Raw genomic sequence first — 24,891 nt, forward strand, 5'->3', positions numbered from 1 at the left:
TTACCAACAACACTGTGGATAATGTGGATAAAACGGTGGATAAATATGGTTTTTTTATTCAAAGCTTATTCTACCAACGTTTGATTACATGAAAAATGTCGTGAGTTGCTGCTCATTCTTGTGGATAAAAATGAGGTGGATCTTCATAAAAATATTTTGCGTAATTCGAGTGTGGTTGACAAATGTGAAAACAAGACTTATTTATCTCGAGTGAGCTTTTGAGGGTCGCAATATAAAGGTAATTCAAGTCAGTCTGTTCTCTGTATACTGTGGGTGTCCTGTTAACCCAAAGAGGCTCCGCGTTACCTTCGTATCGCGGGGCCACATTTATAATTTATTCATATATGCCCTAGGCACAACAATAACGATAGCGATAGTTATCCCAGCTCTTTCCTTGTTAACAAACATCCTCTAGCCTATCGCCAGCGTTTCCCATTCCTCATAAGCCTTCGCCAGCTGTATCTTGTGCTCTTCGGATGTCTGTTGCAATTCCTGCAGCTTCATATAATCCTGATACACTTCGGGCAAAGCCATCTGTTCTTCCAGCGATGTGATCTCGGACTCCAGTTCAGCAATTTGCTGTTCCAATGCTTCCTGTCTGCGCTGTCTGTTTCGTTCTTCGCGCTTCGCTTGTTTATCTGCCTCAAAAGAAGCTGCACCTGATTTCTCGGAAACTGCTGGATTTACACTTGTAGTTGCTGTAGAAGCAGATTTGGAAGATGCTTGCCTTTCTTCGGCTGCTTCGCGTGCAATGTCTTCCAGTTCCTGTTTTTTTTCCACATAATCATCATAGTTGCCGAGGTAGTGCTCGGCACCTCCAGGATGAAGCTCAACGATCCGTTCCGCCATTTTGTTCAGGAAGTACCGGTCGTGGGAGATGAAGAGCAGTGTACCTTCGTAATCCATCAATGCAGCTTCCAGAACTTCTTTGGCGAAGAGGTCGAGATGGTTCGTCGGCTCATCAAGAATAAGCACGTTGGCTTCTTTCAGCATGAGTTTTGATAGGGACACACGAGCCTTCTCTCCGCCACTGAGTGAGGATATTTTTTTGAGCACATCGTCACCACTGAACAAAAAGTTGCCCAGTACGGTCCGAATGCGAGCCTCTTCCATGCCCGGATAGGCACTCCACAATTCTTCCAGCACGGTATTGGACGGATTCAACCCAGTCTGTTCTTGGTCATAATACCCGATCTGTACTTTGGTACCCCACTGAATATCTCCCTGCACAGGACGGAGACTTCCGGTGAGGCACTTCAGCAACGTCGATTTTCCAATCCCGTTCGGCCCAATAAGTGCAACAGTTTCGCCGCGTCTCAGATCAAAGGACACATTGCGGAACAGAGGTGAACCTTTTTCATACGCAACAGATAACTGTTCTACACGCAGCACTTCTTTGCCAGACATAACGGCAGTTTCGAAGGAAAAGTGGGCTTTCTTGAGATCACCGAGCGGTTTGTCGAGACGATCCATCTTCTCCAATGCTTTGCGGCGACTCTGGGCACGCTTGGTTGTCGAAGCGCGTACGATATTTTTTTGAACAAAGTCCTCCATCTTGGAGATTTCATCCTGTTGTTTCTCGTATTGTTTCATCTGAATCTCATACTCGGCTGCCTTCAGCTCCATATAGCGGCTGTAATTGCCTGTATATTTTTTGGAGCGATGACGTTCAATTTCAACGATGTTAGTTACGAGTCTGTCTAGGAAGTACCGGTCATGGGATACGACTAATAGTGCGCCTGAGTATCCTCTCAGATAATCCTCAAGCCATGTAAGTGTAGCGATGTCCAGATAGTTCGTCGGCTCGTCCAGCATGAGCAGATCAGGAGCCTGTAACAGAATGCGAGCTAATGCGAGTCTGGTCTTCTGTCCGCCACTGAGTGTACCAATCGGGGTATCAGGTGCAAATTCTCCAAAACCCATACCGTGCAGAACGCTGCGAATACGCGTTTCCATCTCGTAACCACCATGATCTTTGAACCAGTCTGAGCGTCTTGCATAGCGCTCCAGCAGGTCAGCATATCGTTTCTCATCTTCCATTAATGCTGGATCGGCGATATCATGTTCCATCTGCCTCAGTTCTGCTTCGGTCTGGGTAAGATGCGCGAAGACATTCATCATTTCTTCCCAGATGCTGCGACTCGACTGCAGGCCGCTGTTCTGAGCGAGGTAACCCAGCGTAGTTTCTTTGGATTTGAAGATCTGTCCGCCGTCATAGGACATCTCGCCAGCGATGATCTTGAGCAAAGTCGATTTACCTGCACCGTTAACGCCAACCAGGCCGATGCGCTCACGCTCTAATATTTGTAAGTTCACGCCGTCCAGGATTGGATCGACACCAAAACGTTTAATAATTCCGGATACTTGCAGCAACATAGAATTAAGTTCCTCCATAGATCGAGTTCTGAAATAGACACTTACATCCCAGTTTACATGAAATACAGAGCAAATGCACCGATTGGGAACGGCTCCGGCTTGTAGTCTTTTTGCTCAATCAATGATAAACTGAAAGAAGACATGTTATACCATGAGGATTTTGCAGAAAATGAATCATTTAAACTGATCATCCAGATGACATCTTGTCTTAACATATAAGTAATGGCATGAAATATTTTCTTACCTTCCAGATCAACAGGAGGTTCGGCAGCATTATGCAGGATCATGCGGAACAGAAGAAGCGACTTCGCTCCCGGCTCAGAAAGCTGCGCGATCGATTGGACGAGCAGATGCGGGAGCAGGCCAGCACACGAATGAATGACGGACTGAAGCGTGAGCTGGATCGCCTGCGGTTGAACAAGAACAGGCACATGCGTGAGCCGCTGATTATTTTCAGTTATCTGTCTTATGGGAGTGAGGCATCTACCGCTTTCCTTTTTGAAGAGGGATGGAAACAGGGGGATGTGTTGCTAGCGCCCAAAGTACTCGCTGACCCGCCTCGGATGGAATTGCGGCGAGTAACGAGCCAGGAGGATATTGAACCAGGCGTTTGGGGCATACCTGAACCTAAGGCATCTTGTGAAGTGTTGCACCCTGAGAACTGGCCTGATCTGGATCTGGTGCTCGTACCGGGACTGGGTTACGACCTTCAAGGAGGACGCATCGGATACGGTGGCGGTTATTATGACCGATTTGCAGAGCAGCTTGAGATGCAATGTGCTGAACGAAGCAAAAGACCCCTCATGGCTGCTTTGGTATTACCTGGCCAATTGGAGGCGGACATTCCGATGGATCCACTTGATCTACGGCTGAATCTGTTGATAACACCCGAAGGTATATTACATATCGAATAAAGGGTTGTGATGTGATTGAACTCAGAAGTAAACCATGGTCAATCTTCCCGTGGGAAGCTGACTCATTTTAACGAACAAGGACGGGCCCGGATGGTGGATATTTCGGGTAAGGACGTGACGGTGCGCACCGCTGTCGCTGTAACGAAGGTCACGATGAACCCGGATACACTGGAAGCGATCCGTCAGGGTCGTATTGGTAAGGGAGATGTGCTGGCGGTTGCTCAGATTGCGGGTATTCAGGGGGCTAAGAAAACGTCTGACTGGATTCCGATGTGTCATCCGCTTGCACTGAATGGTGTGGATATTCGTTTTCATGATAACGGCGTGGACGAACTCCATATCGAAGCAACCGTCAAGACAGAAGGCAAAACAGGTGTCGAAATGGAGGCACTGACGGCGGCCTCGGCTGCGGCACTTACAGTTTATGACATGTGCAAGGCGATGCAAAAGGATATGATCATCGGCCCGACAATGTTGCAGTCCAAGAGCGGCGGTAAAAACGGTGATTTCAATCGATAACGGATATTTATTTTCATAGAGGAGAAGGGTGATCTTTATGGTGTGGAGAACAGCAATCCTGACAGCCAGTGACAAAGGGGCCCGTGGAGAACGTGAGGATACAAGCGCGCAAGTGATACGGGAACTTGTAGAAGAGGAACTTGGTGGTCAGATCGTGGAGTATCGGATCGTTCCGGATGAGCCCGATGAGATTATTGCGGCATTAATCGAGATGACCGATTATTTTCACGCCGATCTCGTACTAACAACGGGTGGAACGGAGCTGGCCATTCGGGATATAACGCCTGAAGCGACCAGACGAGTAATTGAACGTGAAGTTCCCGGCATGGCGGAAGCGATGAGATATAGTGTGATGAGCAAAAATCGCTCAGCGATGTTGTTCCGCGGGGTGTGCGGAATTCGCGGCCGTACGCTGATTGTGAATTTGCCGGGTACGCCGAAGGGTGTGCACGAACATCTGGCAGCCATTATGGACCAGCTTCCGGAAGCGCTCTTGATGGTAACAGGCCAATTCAAGCAATAAGGAAAATAAAGCACAGCTATAACATTTTACGGGTTATGTAAGTGGTTACATCTGTGGTATGATGGGCATAAATCCAAATGCAGTTCAGACATCTGATGAACAGGGCTTCGGATATGCGCATGTTGAACGCTTGAAACAAGGAGGAAGATCTATGTTAAGTTCGATTGGACCAACAGGATTTATTTTGCTGGCCGTGATTGCATTGCTGTTGTTTGGGCCTAACAAGTTGCCGGAATTGGGACGGGCTGTCGGGCGTACGTTCCGCGAGTTCAAGGAAGGCGCACGTGATATTATTTCGGACGATGATGCTTCCAGTCGCAAAGAGCAGGAAAAAGCGAAACCCGTGGCAACAGATACAACGGCTGCTGATAAACCTGTGGATAAACGCCTGCCGGAATAAGTTTTATGGCTATGAGAGAGACCCCTTCCTGCCGGAAGGGTTTTGTATTTTAAAGCTGAATTCCAGGGGAGGCAGGCATGACGCGGCAAAATGAAGAAATGACGCTTACCGAACATCTGAGTGAGCTGCGCAAGCGGCTGATCTATGTATTGAGCATTTTTATTCTGGGACTGATCGCTGGATTCTTCGTGGCAGACCCGGTCTATCGTTATTTGACCAAGGCGGAGACGGCCAAAGGCTTTGTACTGCATGCATTCTCCTTCTGGGACGGTATTGGCATCTATATGAAGATTGCTGGACTCTTTTCGATTATCATTACGTTGCCTTTCACGGTGTACCAGATCTGGAAATTTGTTAGTCCTGGTCTTCGGCCGCAAGAACGTAAGGCGTCTCTGAAGTATGTACCTTATGTATTTCTGCTGTTTCTGGTGGGTGTCGCCTTTTCGTATTATGTTGTTTTTCCAATGGCGCTTGCATTCACAACCACGATTACGGAGAAAATGGGGCTTGTCGAGACATATGGTATGCAGCAATACTTCAGTTTCCTGTTTGGCATTGTGTTGCCAGTGTCACTGCTGTTTGAGTTGCCACTGCTCATCATGTTCCTGACGGGGCTACGCATTCTCAATCCGATTCGTCTGCGTAAAATGCGCAAAATTTCATATTTTGTGCTGATTTTTATTGCGGTGGTCATTACGCCGCCAGATTTAATATCCGATCTGCTCGTCATGATTCCGCTGTTGCTGTTGTATGAGATCAGTGTGTTTCTATCCGCAATTGTATATCGCAAGCAGCTGGCAGCGGATCAAGAGATTGAAGCCCGTTATGTGCGGAAAGAGGACAACCAACATGCAGGATAGAAAAGTCCAGGGTTGGTGAGTTCAGGTGGAGAGCTAGTTCACTCGTTATAAGTATAGGACCCGGTAATGACGTTTTAGTCTGCTCCGGGTCTTTTGGTTCCGTTCGAAAGGAAGAACGGCGTGGACATGCAGGCATATTATGCCGGTCAATGGATACAATGGAGAAGGGGATGAGGGGCGAAGTTTGCATCTAAGGCAACGAATCTCGTAAAATAGAAGCGTGAATGTAACATTCATCCAGCTGTGCCAGGCGTAATTTGGCTTATTGGATATAAGTGGTCAAGCTGTATGGATGTAAATTCAACGTAAATTCTCGCAAGAATTCATCAAAAAGACTTGAAATCATGCTTCAAGTTGAGTATCATAAAGTTGGTTGTTAGCACTGAACACTGTCGAGTGCTAATACATATGGCTGCAACCTACAAATGCAAGGCTATATAATTTTAAAAGGAGGCTATTTTTCATGATCAGACCTTTAGGTGAACGCGTATTGGTAGAACCACTGGAGCAAGAGCAAACGACTTCTTTCGGGATCGTACTTCCGGACTCTGCTAAAGAGAAACCGCAAGAGGGTAAAGTAATTGCTGTTGGCGCTGGAGTGCTGAAAGACGGCGTGCGTGTAGCTCTGGAAGTGAAAGAAGGAGACCGCGTTATTTTCTCCAAATATGCCGGTACAGAAATCAAATTCGAAGGTAAAGAATATTTGATTATGAAAGAGAGCGACATTCACGCGATTCTCGACTAATTTCAAATTTTAATCGGTTAACCGAACCATATAGCAATACCATTTTACACAATATACTAGGGAGGTTTTCTTAAATGGCTAAAGACATTAAATTCAGTGAAGACGCTCGTCGCTCCATGCTTCGTGGTGTGGATGCATTGGCTAACGCAGTGAAAGTAACGCTCGGACCAAAAGGCCGTAACGTGGTTCTGGAGAAAAAATTCGGAAGCCCGCTCATCACAAATGACGGTGTAACGATTGCAAAAGAGATCGAACTGGAAGATGCATTTGAGAACATGGGTGCTCAACTGGTTAAAGAAGTAGCTACCAAAACTAACGATGTTGCCGGTGACGGTACAACAACTGCAACAGTACTTGCTCAAGCCCTGATCACAGAAGGTTTGAAAAACGTAACTGCAGGCGCTAGCCCGATCGGCATCCGTAAAGGGATCGACAAAGCGGTTAAAGCTGCGGTTGCTGAATTGCAATCCATCTCCAAGCCAATCGAAACAAAACAATCCATCGCACAAGTTGCAGCAATCTCTGCAGCTGACGAAGAAGTAGGCGAACTGATTGCTGAAGCTATGGAAAAAGTAGGTAAAGACGGTGTTATCACTGTTGAAGAATCCAAAGGATTCGCTACTGAGCTTGAAGTGGTTGAAGGTATGCAATTCGACCGTGGATACATCTCTCCATACATGATCACAGATACGGACAAAATGGAAGCTGTTCTGGACAATCCGTACATCTTGATCACTGACAAAAAAATCTCCAGCACACAAGACATCTTGCCATTGCTTGAGAAAATCGTACAACAAGGCAAACCACTCGTATTGATCGCTGAAGATATCGAAGGCGAAGCACTGGCGATGTTGGTTGTGAATAAACTGCGTGGTACATTCAATGCTGTAGCGGTTAAAGCTCCAGGATTCGGTGACCGTCGTAAAGCAATGCTGCAAGATATCGCTGCCCTCACTGGTGGCCAATTGATCACGGAAGAACTGGGTCTGGACCTGAAATCCGCTGTTGTTGAACAACTGGGTACAGCTCGTCAAATCCGTGTAACTAAAGAAAACACAATCATCGTTGACGGTGCTGGAAACAAATCCGATATCGATGCTCGTGTTAGCCAAATCCGTACACAATTGGAAGAAACGACTTCCGAGTTCGACAAAGAGAAACTGCAAGAGCGTCTGGCTAAATTGTCCGGCGGCGTAGCCGTAATCAAAGTCGGTGCGGCAACTGAAACAGAATTGAAAGAACGCAAACTGCGTATCGAAGATGCCCTGAACGCAACTCGCGCTGCGGTTGAAGAAGGTATCGTATCCGGTGGTGGTACTGCGCTTCTGAACGTATATCATGCTGTTGCTGGTGTAGCATTGTCCGGTGACGAGCAAACAGGTGTGAACATCGTCCTGAAAGCTCTGGAAGCACCAATCCGTACAATCGCAGCTAACGCTGGCGAAGAAGGTTCCGTAATCGTGGAACGTCTGAAAAAAGAACAAACAGGCGTAGGATTCAACGCTGCGACTGGCGAGTGGGTTAACATGATCGAAGCGGGTATCGTTGACCCTGCGAAAGTAACGCGTTATGCACTGCAAAACGCTGCTTCTGTAGCTGCAATGTTCCTGACGACTGAAGCGGTTATCGCTGACAAACCAGAACCTGCAAGTGCCGGTGCTGGAATGCCTGACATGGGCGGAATGGGTGGAATGGGCGGCATGATGTAATAAGGTTGTAAAACCTTTGTTATGCCCATAGAGGAAAGGCTCCCGAAAGGGGGCCTTTTTCTTTTTGGCGCAACCGTGTTTCTTTTTCAGCGTATGTATGAGGATGCACAGAGTGCGATAGAGTATACGATTCCAACCGAGTATGGAGGGACAAAGGTGAGAAAAAGTACAAAATGGGTATTGTGGATTCTGGGTTTGATGCTGGTTGCAATCTTTGTGAATTTCTATATGAATCTATTTAGCTTTGCTTATGCGTTGATTGCCGTGCTGCTTATGTTTTTTACAGGTTGGGGGTTCTTGGCTAAGCTGAAAAATGACGTTCACCAGCACGAAGATTATCACAAAAGAAGGCACGAGTCAGCGAAAGAGGATATAGATCGTTACACGAGATAAAATCGCAGAGGTTTCAATATTTTTATCACCACTTCCAATATTGGTTAAATTACAAATAGGAGGGGATAGAATGAAGATGAAACTAATGAAATTAACGCTGTTGTTAGGTATGATATTGATGTTCTCTATGTTGGCTGCCTGTGGTTCGGATGAGATCAAACATGAGAAAAGTGCGCATTGGGATGTATCCTTGCAGCGTTCAACAGGTTCATACGCGATTGCTTACATAGGAGATGAGAGCACTGTCAAAGATTTCGTCTACAATATCAAAGGCACAAACATTGAGCGTCAGGGACGGACACCCGCAGAACAACAGACACCGGTTACCGAGTCCGGTACATTGAATCCGGTGGATAACAAAGATCCGGTTACCTTTAACATTAACTGGAATGACAAAAGTGAGAGTGTAACGTTTGAGTAGTTTTGAATTTTTGTAAAGGTAGGGCTACAGTTCTCAATTATTAAGTAGATTTGCGCTAACGATCACCAGAGACGCTATTTGATGCTTTTTACGTGTTTCTAAAATCTAACGATCATGAGAGACGCTATTTGGATCAATTGGGCTAATTTTCCGATTGGAACGCTGTTTTTTGAGGAAATAGCGTTACTGGAGATCGTTAGAATGTAGAAAAGATATTTTTGCCCCGAATAAGGTTTCTCATGATCGTTAGCGCTTGATGTACTCTGAGCACACGGTTACGAAGGTAGAAGGAAATTAGAGTAGTATGGAGTGAGAGTTGACAGCGACAGAGAAGGTAATAAAAAATCCATTTATTGGATATTAGGCAGCGAGGAGTTAGCACCAGCCGCAGACCATAGACCACAGATCACAGACAGATCACAGATCACAGACAGCAAGTCGTAACCAGATAAGATCAGTATACATAGAAAAAAATCCCTGTCAGCATTATGCCAACAGAGATTTTTTTGTGTTTGCTACGAGGATGAACCTAAGAAATAAAATGAAATTAAATTAAATCGATCCAAAGTAAATTTAATTGTGGAGCAGTAAAGTTAATCGATGCTCAGTAAACGTTGCACTTCACATCATCCTCTAGCCACTCAATCTAACAGTGAAAGCCATTCGTAGGGCCTGATTGGTACTACCTCGCCTTTACAGCATTTCCTCACACGATCTCGCTCTATACAGGCTTCACCGTAAACGTGAAGTGATATGGACGGTTCGCTTGAAGTGTGTACTCTGGATGTGTGCGAGCACTCCAGCTGTCGTCACCGCCGACACCCATCTGCACGTAATTGATCCGAGCGATGGTATGCGAGCTTACCGGCAATTTGTAGACATGGTCGTTCGCTTCCAGTTCCTCAGGGGACCATGGCAGTGCATTGATTTCAAACGGTGCATTAGCTTCAAAATGCAATCCGATGGTGTTCTTTGCATTATTTCCGCCTACAGCCGAAGTAATCTCTGCAAAACGTACATCCGTCTTGTTACCACACTCCTGTGGTTTCAGGTAAGGCACGAACTGATCACGAACGGCTCCGGTGTAATAGCCGAGGCGTGCACTGGTCAGACGGTCAATATAGTTGTCATGCGGCCCTCTACCATACCAGGAGATCGTATCCAGACTGTCTTTTAATTCAAACAGCATACCGAACTCAGGCAGTTCAGGCAGACCTGCACCGGAGACGAGGGTTTGACTGATTTCAAGCTCGCCATTCGGCCTGATATGATACGTGATGGACAGCGTACTTCCCGGGCTGGCATCCCACGTATAATCTGTTGTCACATGACAGCCTTGCTCATTGGTATGATGTTCGAAACGAATCAGCTTGTTCGTCGCGTGAGCATCCCGCCAGAAGGCAGCACGTTCATTCAGTTTGTTACCCAAATCGTTGTCGGTCATTGCACGCCAGAAGTTTGCACGAGCAGGTGCCAGTAATTGCTCCTGTGAATTAATCTGATAGGAAGTAAGTGCGCCAGTAACCGAACTAAAGCTTATGGAAACTTGACCAGCATTCACTTTCAATCCGCCATCTTGTAGTTTCTCCACTTGAAGAGCATCACTTGCTCCCGCAGCAGGTTGCTGAATTGCACGCAGACGAGGAGATACGACGAATTGCTCCCAACCAATCTCATGTCCTGCATCTGCCCACTTCGTAGCCTTCTTGGTCTCCAGAGAGACAGTAAGAACGGCTTCTGTGTACAGGTCTGAAGATGGTGTGTAAGGGATATGAACTTCAACGGATTCGCCAGGCTGCGCAGCAATGTCCAGATGCCCTTTTTCCACAGATACTCCGTTATGGGACAAAGTCCAAGCGAGTGCATATTCGTTCAGATCCGTGAACAGGAAATGATTCGTGATGCGAATCAGTCCGGTTTGCAGATTGAGCGCCTGCATGCGAACGTTCTGATAACATTTTTTCACTTCTTCGAGCTTAGGCGTAACCGTTTTGTCTGCCAAAATCAGTCCGTTGCCGCAGAAGTTACCGTCATGAGGCGACTCGCCGAAATCTCCGCCGTAGGCAAGATATTCTACACCGTCTGCTGTCTTGGTACGGATCGATTGATCCACCCAGTCCCAGATAAATGCCCCTTGTAAAATCTCATATTTATCAAACATTTCCCAGTACAGGTGAAGACCGCCACAGGAGTTGCCCATCGCATGGCTATATTCACAGATGATATAAGGTTTTTTATCCCCTTTCATGCGTGCATACTGTTCGATATCATTCGGGCTGATGTACATCGTGGACTCAATATCACTGGCCGAATCGGAAGGGCGGTAGTGATATGTGCCTTCATAATGAACGAGCCTTGTTGGGTCAGCTTGTTTCAAATAGTCGTACATGGCGATAAAGTTATCGCCGCCAAACGATTCATTACCTAGCGACCAGATGATGATGGATGCATAGTTTTTGTCCCGTTGGAACATCGAATTACAGCGATCGATGACGTTGTCGCGCCACTCGGGCTTGCTTGCCGGGATGTTGTCGTCGTTCATTTCTTTTTGTCCATAGTACCAGGTACCATGTGTCTCCAGATTCGTCTCGTCAATCACATACAGTCCGTATTCGTCACACAGCTCATACCAGAGCGTCTGGTTCGGATAGTGCGATGTACGTACGGCATTAACGTTATAGGCTTTCATCAGCTCGATGTCACGAATCATATCCTCACGGCCTATAGCACGTCCTGAATCAGGGGAGAATTCATGGCGATTGACACCTTTGAACACGATGCGTTTGCCGTTAATTTTCATCAAGCCGTCCTTGATCTCAAATCTGCGGAAGCCGACACGGGTACGAACAGCCTCTACCGTTTCGCCTGACGTATTCTGGATGGATAGCACCAGTGTATACAGGTTAGGCGTTTCGGCACTCCACAAGAGCGGGTTCACAACTGGAGCAGAGAGGTATAACGTTACTTCTTCTTCATTGGTAAAAGAAACCTCTGCCGCGAGCGGCTGACCCAAAACAAGCTTCTGCTCCGCATCATAGAGCTGCGCTTGAACCGTCAAGCCGTCTACATGTTGTCCGGCGTTATGATTGAAGAGCTTCACATCCAACTGAAGTTCTGCATTCTGTAAAGCATCATCCAGTTCCGTCCGAACGAAGAAATCAGCGATCTGAACCGGTGAAGGCGAGTGCAGGTATACGCCGCGGAAAATACCGCTAAGGCGCCAGAAATCCTGATTTTCCAGCCAGCTTGCATCACACCAGCGGTAAACCTCAACCGCCAGCTTGTTCTCACCGTCCGTCAAATATGCCGTGATATCAAACTCCGCAGGTGTGAAGGTATCCTCACTATAACCAACAAGTTCTCCATTCACCCATACATAGAAAGCAGATTCCACACCTTCAAAGTGCAGCAGAACCGGACGATCTTTCCAGTCCGCAGGAACTGTAAATGTACGAATATATGAACCGACCGGATTATAGGTTGCCGGTGCAAAAGGTGGTTTTAACTCAGGCTCGCGCTCCACCCAAGGATACGTCATGTTTGTGTAATGAGGGTAATCATAGCCCTGCAACTGCCAGTTGGACGGGACAGTGATGTCATCCCAGTTGCTGGCATCGTAGCTGGTTTCGTAAAAAGAAGTAATGCGCTGTTCTGGCGTTTCCGCAAAGCTGAACTTCCATGAACCATTTAGCGTCTGGTACCAAGGGGACGAAGTGAATTCATTGGACAAGGCTTCTTCTATTGTTGGGAACGCTACCATATTGGCATGGGCTGGCAGACGATTCACCTGAAACGTCTCGGGATTGTTGTTCCATTCCGGATATCCGTTAGCCGGAGGGGTGTGCACAAGTTTCTTTCGCATATCAGCAGCTCCTTTGATCATGTTATAATATATTCACAGTATAGAATTGATCAGGTACTTAGAGAATAAAGAATATTGCCCATATATATCACAATATGAAACTAAAGCTGGAGAGAGTGGTGTGCCGCATGAATACACGAATCTTTTTTGGCAAAACAGATGAAGCTGCCCGTCTGCCCGTCTATATGACGACCGTTGGGTATTGGGAACACCAATTTGAAACGGAGCGTCCGGAAGGTTTCCCCGATTACCAGATTCATCAGGTCATTCAGGGACAAGGCAGGCTGATTATAGAGGATGAAGGAGAATATATCGTTGGCCCAGGAGAGGTGTTTATCACCTACCCCGATATTCCGCATGAGTATAGGCCTATTACGGATCACTGGGAACTGGCGTGGGTATCCTTTCAGGGACGGGAGGCAAGTCAGCTACTGGCCTATGCGGGAATCACCAGCTCAGGAGTATATAAGCTCAGAAAACCCGAATTGTTACAAGGTTTGGAGCAGATGCTTGTGAATGGAGAAGGTACAGGGGATACAATGGATGCTGTCGATGATCGGGATAGCTCCAAACATCTGTATGCCTTGCTTCTCGACTTGGAGCCCTTGCTGATTGTGTCTGACAACGATAATGATGAAATGGAACGTCTAAAACCCGTGCTGCGTTACATTAAAGAGCACTTGGATCAGCCTTTGTCGCTGAAGGAACTGGCGGATGTGGCTGTTGTATCTCCTCAATATCTATGTCGGTTGTTTCAGAAAGCTTTACATGTTAGACCTGTATTTTACGTCAACCAGGAACGAATCAATCGCAGCAAACAGCTGATGTTCAGCCAGAGGGCTCTGCGAATCTATGAAGTAGCCGATAAGGTAGGGTATGAAAATGCGAGTTATTTCTGTACGATATTCAAACGACATACGGGCATGAGTCCCGAGAAATTTCGCAAACTGCATGGTTTAGGCTGAGCAAGAGCATATATGTCTCGTATTTATGATCTGTTTGTCGCTCGTTTTTTGATCTGATCTTCATCTGGATTTCAGTTTCTCTTAAGGTTGGGAGCTTAATATTATTCTTGTAAACCCCTTCTCGTGTTAAATAGATGTGTGACTGGCCCTGTTCGGATTGTCCTCCGAGCAGGGCACTTTTTTTATGCTTAGCTGAGCGATCATACTCATGATATGATGAGAGAGAAGAATGAGCATAATAATATAATGTGAACCAAGAGATACTGAGAGATACCGAGAAATACCGATTAGATGAGGCTCTTTTTTCACATTAAAGGGAAAGGCAGGGAAGTGCATGGACGCTCGTCTACACGCATTGTATCGTCCGGTACAGATGAATGGAATGGACCCCCGTACATACTATATTGAGAATAGTCCTTCCCCTGTGCTTACACCTTATGTAGCCTGTTATTGGGAATCGGGAACCCGGGAACATATGGAAGATGACAAGTATGGCATAGATGGAATGGGCGTTAAGGTCAATGACTTAATGTTGAAATTTCCGGCCTCTGCCCGGGTACTACCAGATGGTTGCACTGACATCCTGATTGATTATAATCCAGAGCAAGCAAGGTATACGTATAGCTATTGCGGCAATTACATGCAGCCTTTTGCTTTTCCGTTATCGCCTTCCGCGCCTCCGGCGGGAGCTTATACGTTTGGGGTTCGCTTTTTTCCGGGGGGAGCTCCTTTTCTACACGGTCAGTCACTGGATTTGTTTACAGACCGTCGTGTACCACTGGAAGACTGCTGGCCAAACCGATGGGACGAGCTGCAGTTGAAGATGGAGGAAACGAGGGATTTTGCCCAGCGTGTGCAGGTGATGGAGTCTTACCTCCGTCGAGTGTCCCTGCGCAGCAACCCGATTCATCATCATGCTGATCGAGATTTGCTTCGTAATGTACTCTACCGGATCTTCAAGGATAATGGTCGCTTGAGTATACAAGACCTTGCCCAGGGGGAAGCCGTTAGTGAACGTCAGTTGCATCGCAAAATGACCGAACAAGTGGGTATCAGTCCCAAGCGTTTAAGTGAAATTGTTCGTTTCCATCAGGTGTTGCATGGCATCCGCAAAGGCCTGGCTACGGACGGAGCTGGACTGGCACAGACGTATGGATTTTACGATCAGGCGCATCTGATCAGGCAATTCCGCAAGTTTTACGGTGATACACCGCTAGTTGCTGTTCAGGAACATCAACAGATGTTGTCCGAAAAGTACAATGCTGCGGCAGTATCTTCCGTTATACTATGAATCATAGACTTATCACAAAGGAGTAATGAATCATGAATGGAACATTGCAAATTCGAGAGCATCTGTTAACGGAACTGGAAACAGGCGTACGCACAGGGGCTTCGTTAATTCGTCTCATTCGTCCAGAGGACTGGGCGTATCGTCCGCAAGACAATATGCGTTCCCTTGTGGAACTGGTGCATCATTTTATCCAGATTACCGCTTCAGATCTTTTCATTATGCAAGAGAAAGGTGAAGCTGAGGTAGGTCAGGTTGAGAACAGCCTATCCGGCAATCAGGATCTTGAGCAACTTGAAAAGAAACTATGGAGTAATTTTGAGGCGTACAAAGCATATATCACAAGTCTTAGCGAAGAGGATTTTCTAAATCGCTCAACCAAAGCTTTTTATGCAGAGCATGGCCATCTGCAGGTGCAATGGCAGATCGAAACGCTGACTCATGTGTTCCACCATCGCTCCCAGCTCTATAACTATCTCAAACAACAGGGACACGAATTGAACTTCTTTATGTTGTATGCTTAATATATTCTCGGACAAGCAGCCCCGCCGATTTCCGGTGGGGCTTGTTTTATTTTTCACGAATATACAGCTGTCTATTAAACTTGCATGTCAGCTATAAATGTACGTTCTACCACGGTCAATTCACCGTGGCTTTACTAGATTTAAAACATAGAATACCGTATCAAAGCAAAAAGGAGGTGATTTTGATGGCCATCCTTTTACCATTACAGTTCTACAATCTGCCAGCGGGTGTGGGTAAATCCTACTATGAAAACCTGTCTGGCGGCACCAATGCAAGTGTTACGGTGAACAACAATGGACCGTTTCCGGTATCTCTCGTCATCACTCGTGTAAATGCTCCAGTTGTCACTTATGTTGTTCCGGTGAACAGTAGTTTGAGCATTACCGCAAGTCAGGTGCTGGTCTTCGCTTTGCTGGCGAACCAGGGAGGTGCTGCTTCCGGTACGATTGAAGTTGCTTTGTCGTAATCCGGTGTGGTAGAAACTTATGGTCCTCTGTCCGACATGTTCGGCAGGGGTCTTTTTTTGCTGGTGTGATCTGGATTTAAAGTGATATTATACTAAGGTGCGTTGAGTTACTATATTAAGCAGTGTAATCTGCAGGGAAGAGAAGGGAAGATAAGATGATTAAAAAATTATTCTGTTATATCCTAGGGGCAAGTCTAGGTTTAACCTTGCTGTTATCAGCGCCCATGTTAGTTCAAGCAGATAGGCAAACATTAAATTACAGTAATGGAGCAGTATATTACGGTGAGATCAAAAACGGAAAACCTCACGGGGAAGGCAGAATGACATGGGGGAAATCGAAAACTTACAATGGAAGTTGGGTTGAAGGCAAACGTTCAGGACAGGGAGTTTATAAGATGACAACGCAGGAAACAGATCGAATCTCAGAAACACAGTATGAAGGAACCTGGAAAAGCGATCAAAAAGCAGGCAAAGGAGTACTGCGTGTCAACGAGATTAGTCTGACTGGAGATATGCTGGAGTCACGAGTGCAAACAGGGACCTTTGCTAAAGATCAGTGGATTGCCGGGTATGATGTGCGTCACCATGGAGAAGCTGACCCACCGTATTTCTTTTCTTATAAAGATGCAAAAATACAACTTCAAATTATGGGTGAGGCAGGAGAAATTTTGAAAAGGCTCAAAGAAGGTTATTTCTTCTCTTTTAAGTATCAAAAAGGAAAAGTACATAAAAATGTTGGTGTCGGGGATGAGTATGATCCCAAAGCGTTTCGTTCCTTTATCATAAGTATAGAAAAAGAGATTAAACCCTATATCCAGCAATTCGAGAAACTTGCGAAAAAACTATAATTGTTTATCCCGAACGCGGTACGATTAATTAAATAGTATAGACCGCACGCTTGAGATCGTGCCTCGGATTCGGGAGGTTGATAGAATGAACCGTAAGCGAACAAAATTAATGGAAACAGAACGACTTGTATTTACGACATGGGACGAACGGGATCAGGCACTCGCATTTGCGCTCTGGGGTGATCATGCGGTGACCAAATGGATCAGCGGCAGCGATGTGCTGAGTGAAGAGGAGGTGGAGGCGAGGCTAACTCAGGAAATCGAGCGTGAGAAGCAGGAGGGGGTTCAGTACTGGGCTCTTTTTCAAAAGGATTCTGACGTGTTTGTCGGTTGCTGTGGTCTGTACCCTTATGCACCGGAAGAGAATACCTATGAGCTGGGTTTCCTGCTGACACGCGATCACTGGGGACAAGGATATGCACAGGAAGCAGCACAGGCTGTTGTTCGCTATGCTTTTGACAAGTTAGAAGTTTCGGCTCTGGTTGCAGAGCATCATCCTGATAATGAAGCGGCATATCATATCTTAATTAAGTTGGGATTTGAGCATATGGAGGATCGGCGGGATGAAGCAGCAGATACGGTCCAGCCATTCTATCGGTTGCAAAAAAATAATGAAGCCTGCTGAATACATCCCTCATGTGGCGTTATCCAAATGAATATGCTGGAAACTAGTTAGAGGCAGCACCATATGTCATGTCATTGAACGAGTTTCGCATTATGCGGGATGATCCACTGTTTTTTTATGCTATATTTATTTCGCTTTCAGCTTCTTTTAAGGTAAAAGGGATAAGATAACTCTTGTAAACCCCTTCTCGTGTTAAATAGATGTGTGACTGACCCTGCCGGGCGACGGCGGGGTATTTTTTTTGTTTTATTTCTATCTTGTTATCATGTTTTGATTCCGCAACAAAGATAAACAAACGTAAATAAAGTATTACAAAAGATAAAACAAGTCTAAATCATTGACTTTCAAACATAAACAAAGGTATAATAAATGTGAAAAAAGGAACTTACTTTGATCGTGAAAGCCCGATTTTAAACTTGAACATGGGAGAGGATAAACATGAACGTGACCCTTCAGACCGAAAGACAGCAACCTGCCGGATTCAACATTCCATTTGTACGCGAGATGGCAGAGATTACGCAGCATATGTGGAAGAATGGGTGGGATGAGCGTAATGGTGGTAATGTCAGCTATTTGTTGAAAGAGGAAGAGGTTGCACCGTATATCGATATTCATCAAGTGATTCGCACCATTACACCTGCCTTTTCCGTGCAGGAGCTGGCAGGTCAGTATTTTATCGTTACGGCATCGGGCAAATATTTCAAAAACGTGCTGGCAGACCCGGAAGGTAATCTGGGTGTACTGCGTGTATCGGCGGATGGCCGGGAGCTTGAAGTGCTATGGGGACTGAATGGCGGAGCGAACCCGACAAGTGAACTGCCAACCCATTTTATGAGCCATATTGAACGTTTGAAAAGAGACCCGAATCACCGGGTTGTCATGCACAACCACGCGACACATGTACTAGCCATGACCTTCATCCATGAGCTGGATGAGGCCAAGTTCACCAAGACACTCTGGCAGATGTGTACCGAATGTGTGGTGGTATTTCCAGATGGCGTTGGGATCATCCCTTGGATGATGCCCGGTTCGAATGAAATCGGCCGCGCAACGGCGGAGAAAATGCAGGAGTATCATGCAGTGATCTGGCCTCAGCACGGCATTTTTGGAACAGGTACAACGATTGACGAAGCGTTTGGTCTGATTGAGACCATCGAGAAAGCAGCACAAGTGTACATGCTTGTTGCAGGTCACGATATCCGCCAGCGGATCACGGATGAGCAACTGCGTGCACTTACAGAACAATTTGGCGTAACTCCTCGTCCAGGTATCATTTAAAATGAAGTGTAAATAAGTTAGATACGACAATTTTGTTATATTAAGCTGACCATAATATATGGAAATCATGGCCTTCGGTTCTTTGAACCGAAGGTCATTTTCTTTTTTCAGGCAAACAATCGTCGTTTTGGGTCAAAAACGTTCAATTTACTCAGCAAGAAAGGCTTTGTTATCGAATATTGAATCGTAGAATGCATTATCACGCGCTGGCGATTTTCGGGTGAAATGACATATTGTCAATGGCTCTGCGATTTTGCATAATAACAATGCTTCACAGATAAGAACAGACCATGTCTTACAGATGAGAAGCAAAGAAGCTTATAGACAAGAGATGGAAGGAAGTTATGATCATGCTTGGCAAAATGAAGAGAATCTTAATCGGCAAGCCAATGAAGTCGGCTGAATTGGATGCAGAAAAATTGGGGAAATGGAAGGCACTCGCCATCCTGTCTTCCGATGCTTTATCATCTGTGGCCTACGGTACGGAACAGATTTTGCTGGTGCTGGTTGTGGCGGGATTCGCCGCCTTGTGGTACTCGGTTCCGATTTCCATCGCCGTGCTGGGATTGCTCGTCATTTTAATTTTTTCGTATCGCCAGACCATATTTGCTTATCCTACAGGAGGCGGCGCGTATATCGTAGCCAAGGATAACCTGGGCACCACACCGAGCTTGATTGCTGGAGGTTCATTGCTAGTCGATTATATCCTGACTGTGGCTGTAAGTTCTTCCGCAGGTACCGATGCGATCACATCTGCTTTTCCTGTATTGCATGACTATAGCATCATTATTGCACTTATTATGATTGTGTTTTTGACCGTTATGAATCTGCGGGGGGTTACGGAGTCAGCATCCGTGCTGGCAATCCCTATTTATCTGTTTATCTTTTCGATTGCCATTCTCATTATTTCGGGTGGTATCAAGTTTATGGCTGGCGGCATGCATGCCGCGGCTCCGGAGTTTGGAACAAGTCTGTCGCATGTCAGCATCTTCCTGTTGCTTAAAGCGTTCAGCTCTGGATGCTCCGCATTGACCGGGGTAGAGGCGGTGAGTAACGCCATTCCGAACTTCAAGCAGCCTGCGGAGAAGAATGCTGCCGGGACGCTGCTGCTGATGGGATGCATCCTTGGTGCCATGTTTATCGGCATTACGCTGTTAGCCTTTGGATACGGCATCAAGCCTGATCCGAAAGCAACCGTCATTTCGCAGATTGCCGAAGCTACGTTTGGCAGAGGATGGATGTATTTTATTATCCAGGGTGTGACGGCACTGATTTTGTTTCTTGCGGCAAATACGGCATACTCGGCCTTCCCGCTCTTGTCCTTCATGATGGCGAAGGATAAATATATGCCACATATGTTTATGGTGCGAGGAGACCGTCTGGGCTTCTCCAACGGGATTATTTTTCTCAGCGTCATGTCGGCACTTCTGGTCGTTGGATTTAAAGGGGATACCGGAAACTTGATCCCGCTCTATGCGGTCGGGGTGTTCATTCCTTTTACACTGTCGCAGCTCGGCATGATGATACGCTGGATTAAAATTAAACCGTCAGGGTGGAAGACAAAACTGCTGGTGAATACAATCGGTATGCTGACCACACTGTCGATTACACTCATTTTTATTTTCACCAAGTTCACGCAGACATGGGTTATCTTTATCTTCTTGCCCCTAGTCGTTTATGTATTTATGCGCATTCGCAGCCATTACTGCAACATCGCAGACGAACTGCGTATCGATATTCAGGTGGATAAACCGGCCAAGAAAGGCAATACAATCGTTATTCCGGTGGCAGGCATTACTCGGGTGGTAATGAATACCATCAGTTACGCCCAGACGATGTCGGATCATGTGGTGGCACTGTATATCGGCTTTGACGATGAGGCTATAAGGAAGATGGAGGAGAAGTGGGAAGAATGGAACCCTGGTGTGCGTCTGGTTGTGATCAAATCGAGATATCGCAGCATCATGGGGCCACTGAAGAAATTCATTGATACCGTCGAATGGAAAACAGCTGAAACCGATCATATCACCATCCTGATTCCGCAATTTATTACGAAGCACTGGTGGCAAAATGTACTGCATAACCAGACCAGCTTCATGATTCGGGCTTATCTGATTAATTATAAAGATGTGATTGTGACGACAGTTCCTTTTCATCTGAATCGTTAATGGAAAAATAATGTAAAATCTAGTTCATCAATGAAGCGTTAAGGTTTTAATATAGTATTTACACATATTATCGCAGGGAGACCTCCAGATCGGAGGTTTCTTGCGGTTTTTTGCGTATGTGTGAAAGCTGAAAACACATTCTGCTCAATGATTAATTGTGTAAAACGGCTGGATGAGGATTAACTTTAAATTAATACATTTACCATTTTGCAATGACACTGGAAAATTAGACTAGATATCGTGGTGTTGAGCTCAATTGAGTTCAATTGAGTTCAGTTGAATTAAGTCACCTCAGAGCTTGTATACAGAGAGTGTGACCCGAGAGGGGCAATCTAGGAAGTGCAATCCGAGAAGTACAATCAAGGAGGAAAAACTTCAGATGAGTGATCTTGACAACCAGATCAGCTTACCTGCCATCAAACGGCGCATAACCTCAAGTACACGCAATCGTCGGACTGCTTCACTACGGTTGCAACGGTTGAGGGAGAACCTGCTGGCCTATGGTTTTCTGGCACCATCGCTGTTGTTGTTTGCCGTGTTTCTGTTTTATCCGATGTTTAAGTCGGTGTATCTGAGTCTGCATTCTACTGATCCTACCGGACAGATTGCAGCTTATGTAGGGCTGGACAATTTCAAAGCGGTGTTCCAGTCAGGTCTATTTATGCAAGGCATGAAAGTGACGTTATTGTTTGTTCTGTTTACTGTACCGACGGGTATGCTGGTTGCTCTGATTTTGGCTGCTCTGACCCATAATCGCTTTAAGGGTATGCGGGTGTTTCAATTTGTGTTCTCGTTGCCTGTCGTATTATCGGTGGGTTCGTCTGCGGTCATCTGGAAGTTTCTCTTCCATCCAACGCTGGGCATGCTGAATTATCTGCTTGGCAAAGTAGGCATTGACCCGATCCCATGGTTAACCAGCCCGGATTGGGCCTTGATTTCGATCTCCATTATGACGATCTGGATGAATCTTGGTTTTAACTACATCATTCTATCCAGCGGCTTACAGGGAATTCCGGATGAGATCTACGAAAGCGCCAAGATGGATGGAGCAGGACCATTACTGACGTTTCGCAAAATCTCCATGCCTTTGCTATCGCCAACCTTATTTTTTGTAACGGTGGTATCGATCATTGGTGCATTCCAATCCTTCGGTCAGATCAACATTTTGACTCGAGGCGGCCCGATGGATAGTACAAATGTGTTTGTGTATTCCATCTATCAAGAGGCGTTCGTGAACTTCCGCTTCGGCACAGGCAGTGCACAGGCATTAATTCTATTTGCGGTCATTATGCTGCTGACCCTGCTTCAGTTCAAATGGGTAGAAAGGAAAGTACATTACCAATGAGTGCAAAATGGAACCAAACGTTGCTCTATATGTTGCTGACGATCTGCGCTGCACTAATATTGTATCCGGTGATGTACACCTTCTTCATGGCAGTGATGACGCCTGAGGATGCGAGTGCGTATCCACCCCATATCATCCCGATGGCGATTGATTTGTCCAACTTCGCCGAAGTGTTCGATATTGTGCCGATTGGGCGATTCATCGGGAATACCTTTCTGGTGGCGGGGTTGACCACGGTGGGTCAATTGATTACAGCCAGTATGGCTGCATATGCTTTTGCCAAAATGCAATTCAAAGGTAAAAACGTCATCTTCAGTATATTTGTGGCCACCATGATGATTCCGTGGGAAGTGACGATGATCCCTAACTATCTGACGATTCGCAGCTGGGGCTGGCTGGATAGTTATCAGGGGTTAACGATACCGTTTCTCGCAACCGCATTTGGCACCTTTCTGCTAAGACAGTTCTTCATGCAACTGCCCAAGGAATTGTTTGAAGCAGCCAAAATAGACGGGTGCGGACACATTCGTTATTTCATCTCACATGTAATTCCTTTGTCCCGTCCGGCACTTGGTACACTGGCGATCTACTCGTTCCTTAGTATGTACAACTCTTATCTCTGGCCGCTGCTTGTGACGAATACACCCGAGATGAGAACGGCTCAAATCGGAATTTCCATGCTGGAGTTCCAGGAATCGACGGCGTGGAATCTGGTGTTTGCCGGAACAGCGATGGTGATCCTGCCATCTTTGCTGCTGCTGATCTTTGGTCTGAAGCAGCTAGTGCGAGGCATGGCAGCCGGAGCGCTTAAGGGATAAAGGAAACCTGCATCACTGTGAAGATTACGCATGAACCGCCAGGAGCGAATAAAATGAGGCTCGCCTTTTATAAAAGGGTTTTGTGAGATAACACACACGTTAGTAGTGGAGGGGACGAAATCGATTCTGTAGAAGCGAAGCGTTTGCCTTTATCCCCGGATTTCTCCCTAAGTATAGGAATGTTCAAGAAATCTGGGGATAACAGCAATCGAAAGAACGATTCGTAACCGGAACGGCTACAACGTGCAGTCTCAACAAATGTTTTTTTAACGCGAGCCATCTAAAGGAGAGCGACATGAAAAGAAGAGGAACTTTTGCACTAATGCTAGCAGCGCTGATGTTGGTCATTTCGGCTTGTGGTACGAAAACAGAAACAAGTAGCCCGGCGAGTGGGGCACAAGCTGATGCGGCTGCGGCTGAAACGACCCAATTGACTTGGTGGCATTCCATGTCTGGTGCAGGCGAAAAAGCCATTAACCAACTTGCTTCCGATTTCAATGCAAGCCATCCAGAGATTCAGGTGAAAGCGATCTACCAAGGGAAATATGATGAGAGCTTGAATAAGCTTAAAGCATCCATGGGTTCAGACAGCGGCCCGGATTTGATTCAGGTCTACGAGATTGGCAGCAAGTTTATGATCGACTCGGGCATGATTACACCAGTACAGCAGTTCATTGATAAGGACAAGTTTGATCTGTCCCAACTTGAGCCGAACATTATTCGTTATTACACGATTGATGGCAAATTGAACGCGATGCCGTTTAATACGTCAAACCCGATTTTGTATTACAACAAGGACATGTTCAGAGCTGCAGGGCTTGACCCGGAGAATCCGCCGAAGACGTATGAAGAGTTCGAGCAAGCGGCTAAGGCCTTATCCAAAGATGGTAAACCGGCAGCGTCAATGGCGATCTACGGCTGGTTTATGGAACAATTTTTTGCTAACCAGAATGCGGATTATGTAAACAATGGAAACGGAAGAAGTGGCGCGGCCACGGAATCTTTACTGAACTCTGAGGCAGGTGTGAAGACGTTAACGTGGTGGAAAAAGATGATTGACGAGAAAACCCTCGCCAACTTGGGACGTAACACAGACGACACCACCGCAGCATTTACGGCACAGCAGATTGGTATGACACTGGATTCCACGGCAGGACTACGCAAAATTGTCGAGGGTTCAGGCGGCAAGTTTGAACTGGGAACAGGTTTCCTACCTCGTCCGGCGGATGCCAAAGAAGGTGGGGTCGTGGTTGGTGGCGCAAGCTTGTACATTATGAATAACAAGTCGGAAGCCCAGCAGCAGGCCGCGTGGGAATTCATCAAATACTTGGCTACACCTGAAGTACAAGCCAACTGGAGTGTAGCGACCGGATACTTCCCAATTACGACAGCAGCCTACGATGAGCAAGTATTAAAGGATAATATGACGAAATATCCGCAGTTCCAGACAGCAGTCGACCAATTACACGCTTCAGCCGATTCGACAGCAACATCCGGCGCAGTTATGGGTGTTTTTCCAGAAGCGAGACAAATTGTCGAAGGAGCGATTGAAACGGTGCTGAATGGACAAGGATCGTCACAAGAGGCACTCGATGCAGCTGCAAAACAGATTACGGAAAAAATCAATCAGTACAACAGCACGGTGAAGAAATAACCACTGTAAGGAGAAAAGATCCTACCAGAGGTGATGACGCTGTTAAATGGTGAGAGTACAAGCAGCAGGGGGTTGATAGGATGGATCTTCTATTTATAGCGAACAGGTTACAGTAGCCGTGTGGATTGTACGAGTATGGAGCTAATATATCATTGAGATGATTCAGCTTGCGGAGATCGATCTGCAAGC

The 24,891-nt window shown here is 46.2% G+C and carries 23 protein-coding genes; 20 read left to right on the plus strand and 3 right to left on the minus strand.

The genetic code is table 11. The annotated features are described in order from the left end of the window. Positions 1–411: 411 nt before the first annotated feature. Positions 412–2,376, minus strand: a complete 1,965-nt coding sequence (locus AC1VYS_RS06715; RefSeq protein WP_482914933.1) for an ABC-F family ATP-binding cassette domain-containing protein — start codon at positions 2,374–2,376, stop codon at positions 412–414. A gap of 53 nt (positions 2,377–2,429) precedes the next feature. Then, complete coding sequence (locus AC1VYS_RS06720; protein ID WP_482913568.1) at positions 2,430–2,663, minus strand: hypothetical protein; 234 nt, start codon at positions 2,661–2,663, stop codon at positions 2,430–2,432. Between AC1VYS_RS06720 and AC1VYS_RS06725 the strand changes: the two genes are divergently transcribed. The 9 genes from AC1VYS_RS06725 (at position 2,652) to AC1VYS_RS06765 (ending at position 8,860) form a co-directional block, all read left to right on the plus strand. After that, positions 2,652–3,290: a 5-formyltetrahydrofolate cyclo-ligase gene (locus AC1VYS_RS06725; protein ID WP_482913569.1), complete on the plus strand. Its 639-nt coding sequence runs from the start codon at positions 2,652–2,654 to the stop codon at positions 3,288–3,290. The genes AC1VYS_RS06720 and AC1VYS_RS06725 overlap by 12 nt on opposite strands. 15 nt (positions 3,291–3,305) lie before the next feature. Continuing rightward, positions 3,306–3,809: a cyclic pyranopterin monophosphate synthase MoaC gene (moaC, locus tag AC1VYS_RS06730; protein ID WP_482913570.1), complete on the plus strand. Its 504-nt coding sequence runs from the start codon at positions 3,306–3,308 to the stop codon at positions 3,807–3,809. Positions 3,810–3,846: 37 nt separating this feature from the next. Beyond that, a complete protein-coding gene (locus AC1VYS_RS06735) occupies positions 3,847–4,332 on the plus strand; it encodes a MogA/MoaB family molybdenum cofactor biosynthesis protein (protein ID WP_017690080.1) in 486 nt (161 codons plus the stop codon). A 151-nt stretch (positions 4,333–4,483) separates the two neighbouring features. Then, the gene (tatA, locus tag AC1VYS_RS06740; protein WP_441926360.1) at positions 4,484–4,732 is read left to right on the plus strand and encodes a twin-arginine translocase TatA/TatE family subunit; all 249 of its coding nucleotides are present in this window, start codon (positions 4,484–4,486) and stop codon (positions 4,730–4,732) included. Positions 4,733–4,809: 77 nt separating this feature from the next. Beyond that, entirely contained in the window at positions 4,810–5,592 is a 783-nt protein-coding gene (gene tatC, locus AC1VYS_RS06745; RefSeq protein ID WP_482913571.1) for a twin-arginine translocase subunit TatC, read from the plus strand. A gap of 463 nt (positions 5,593–6,055) precedes the next feature. After that, complete coding sequence (gene groES, locus AC1VYS_RS06750; RefSeq protein WP_056694371.1) at positions 6,056–6,337, plus strand: co-chaperone GroES; 282 nt, start codon at positions 6,056–6,058, stop codon at positions 6,335–6,337. A gap of 74 nt (positions 6,338–6,411) precedes the next feature. Beyond that, positions 6,412–8,046, plus strand: coding sequence for a chaperonin GroEL (gene groL / locus AC1VYS_RS06755; RefSeq protein WP_482913572.1), 1,635 nt, complete (start codon positions 6,412–6,414; stop codon positions 8,044–8,046). 156 nt (positions 8,047–8,202) lie between these two features. Further along, a complete protein-coding gene (locus tag AC1VYS_RS06760) occupies positions 8,203–8,439 on the plus strand; it encodes a hypothetical protein (protein WP_482934490.1) in 237 nt (78 codons plus the stop codon). Positions 8,440–8,509: 70 nt separating this feature from the next. Next, positions 8,510–8,860 (plus strand): hypothetical protein, encoded by a 351-nt coding sequence (locus AC1VYS_RS06765; RefSeq protein WP_482913574.1) that lies wholly within the window; start codon positions 8,510–8,512, stop codon positions 8,858–8,860. A gap of 721 nt (positions 8,861–9,581) precedes the next feature. Here the strand turns inward: AC1VYS_RS06765 and lacZ are convergent. After that, complete coding sequence (lacZ, locus tag AC1VYS_RS06770) at positions 9,582–12,722, minus strand: beta-galactosidase, LacZ type (RefSeq protein WP_482913575.1); 3,141 nt, start codon at positions 12,720–12,722, stop codon at positions 9,582–9,584. Between the two features lie 95 nt (positions 12,723–12,817). On the opposite strand from lacZ, the gene AC1VYS_RS06775 reads away from it, so the two are divergent. The 11 genes from AC1VYS_RS06775 to AC1VYS_RS06825 all read left to right on the plus strand — a co-directional run bounded on the left by AC1VYS_RS06775 (position 12,818) and on the right by AC1VYS_RS06825 (position 24,702). Further along, the gene (locus AC1VYS_RS06775) at positions 12,818–13,687 is read left to right on the plus strand and encodes an AraC family transcriptional regulator (RefSeq protein ID WP_482913576.1); all 870 of its coding nucleotides are present in this window, start codon (positions 12,818–12,820) and stop codon (positions 13,685–13,687) included. 334 nt (positions 13,688–14,021) lie between these two features. Continuing rightward, positions 14,022–14,978, plus strand: coding sequence for a DUF6597 domain-containing transcriptional factor (locus AC1VYS_RS06780; RefSeq protein WP_482913577.1), 957 nt, complete (start codon positions 14,022–14,024; stop codon positions 14,976–14,978). Positions 14,979–15,010: 32 nt separating this feature from the next. After that, positions 15,011–15,499, plus strand: a complete 489-nt coding sequence (locus AC1VYS_RS06785) for a DinB family protein (protein ID WP_482913578.1) — start codon at positions 15,011–15,013, stop codon at positions 15,497–15,499. 185 nt (positions 15,500–15,684) lie between these two features. Next, the gene (locus AC1VYS_RS06790) at positions 15,685–15,966 is read left to right on the plus strand and encodes a hypothetical protein (RefSeq protein ID WP_342554679.1); all 282 of its coding nucleotides are present in this window, start codon (positions 15,685–15,687) and stop codon (positions 15,964–15,966) included. A 155-nt stretch (positions 15,967–16,121) separates the two neighbouring features. After that, positions 16,122–16,814 (plus strand): hypothetical protein, encoded by a 693-nt coding sequence (locus AC1VYS_RS06795; RefSeq protein WP_482913579.1) that lies wholly within the window; start codon positions 16,122–16,124, stop codon positions 16,812–16,814. Positions 16,815–16,899: 85 nt separating this feature from the next. Then, positions 16,900–17,439, plus strand: coding sequence for a GNAT family N-acetyltransferase (locus tag AC1VYS_RS06800; protein WP_441926383.1), 540 nt, complete (start codon positions 16,900–16,902; stop codon positions 17,437–17,439). A gap of 438 nt (positions 17,440–17,877) precedes the next feature. Beyond that, the gene (rhaD, locus tag AC1VYS_RS06805) at positions 17,878–18,717 is read left to right on the plus strand and encodes a rhamnulose-1-phosphate aldolase (protein ID WP_482913580.1); all 840 of its coding nucleotides are present in this window, start codon (positions 17,878–17,880) and stop codon (positions 18,715–18,717) included. A gap of 350 nt (positions 18,718–19,067) precedes the next feature. Next, positions 19,068–20,885 carry an APC family permease gene (locus AC1VYS_RS06810; protein ID WP_482913581.1) on the plus strand — a complete coding sequence of 606 codons (1,818 nt, stop codon included), beginning with the start codon at positions 19,068–19,070 and terminating at the stop codon, positions 20,883–20,885. Positions 20,886–21,264: 379 nt separating this feature from the next. Further along, a complete protein-coding gene (locus tag AC1VYS_RS06815) occupies positions 21,265–22,230 on the plus strand; it encodes a carbohydrate ABC transporter permease (protein ID WP_482913582.1) in 966 nt (321 codons plus the stop codon). Continuing rightward, positions 22,227–23,048 (plus strand): carbohydrate ABC transporter permease, encoded by an 822-nt coding sequence (locus AC1VYS_RS06820; protein ID WP_482913583.1) that lies wholly within the window; start codon positions 22,227–22,229, stop codon positions 23,046–23,048. Before AC1VYS_RS06815 ends, AC1VYS_RS06820 begins: the two co-directional genes overlap by 4 nt. A 295-nt stretch (positions 23,049–23,343) precedes the next feature. Beyond that, on the plus strand, positions 23,344–24,702 hold the full coding sequence (locus AC1VYS_RS06825) for an ABC transporter substrate-binding protein (protein ID WP_482913584.1): 1,359 nt from the start codon (positions 23,344–23,346) through the stop codon (positions 24,700–24,702). The last annotated feature ends 189 nt before the right edge of the window (positions 24,703–24,891 follow it).

The organism is Paenibacillus sp. G34 (assembly GCF_056856875.1).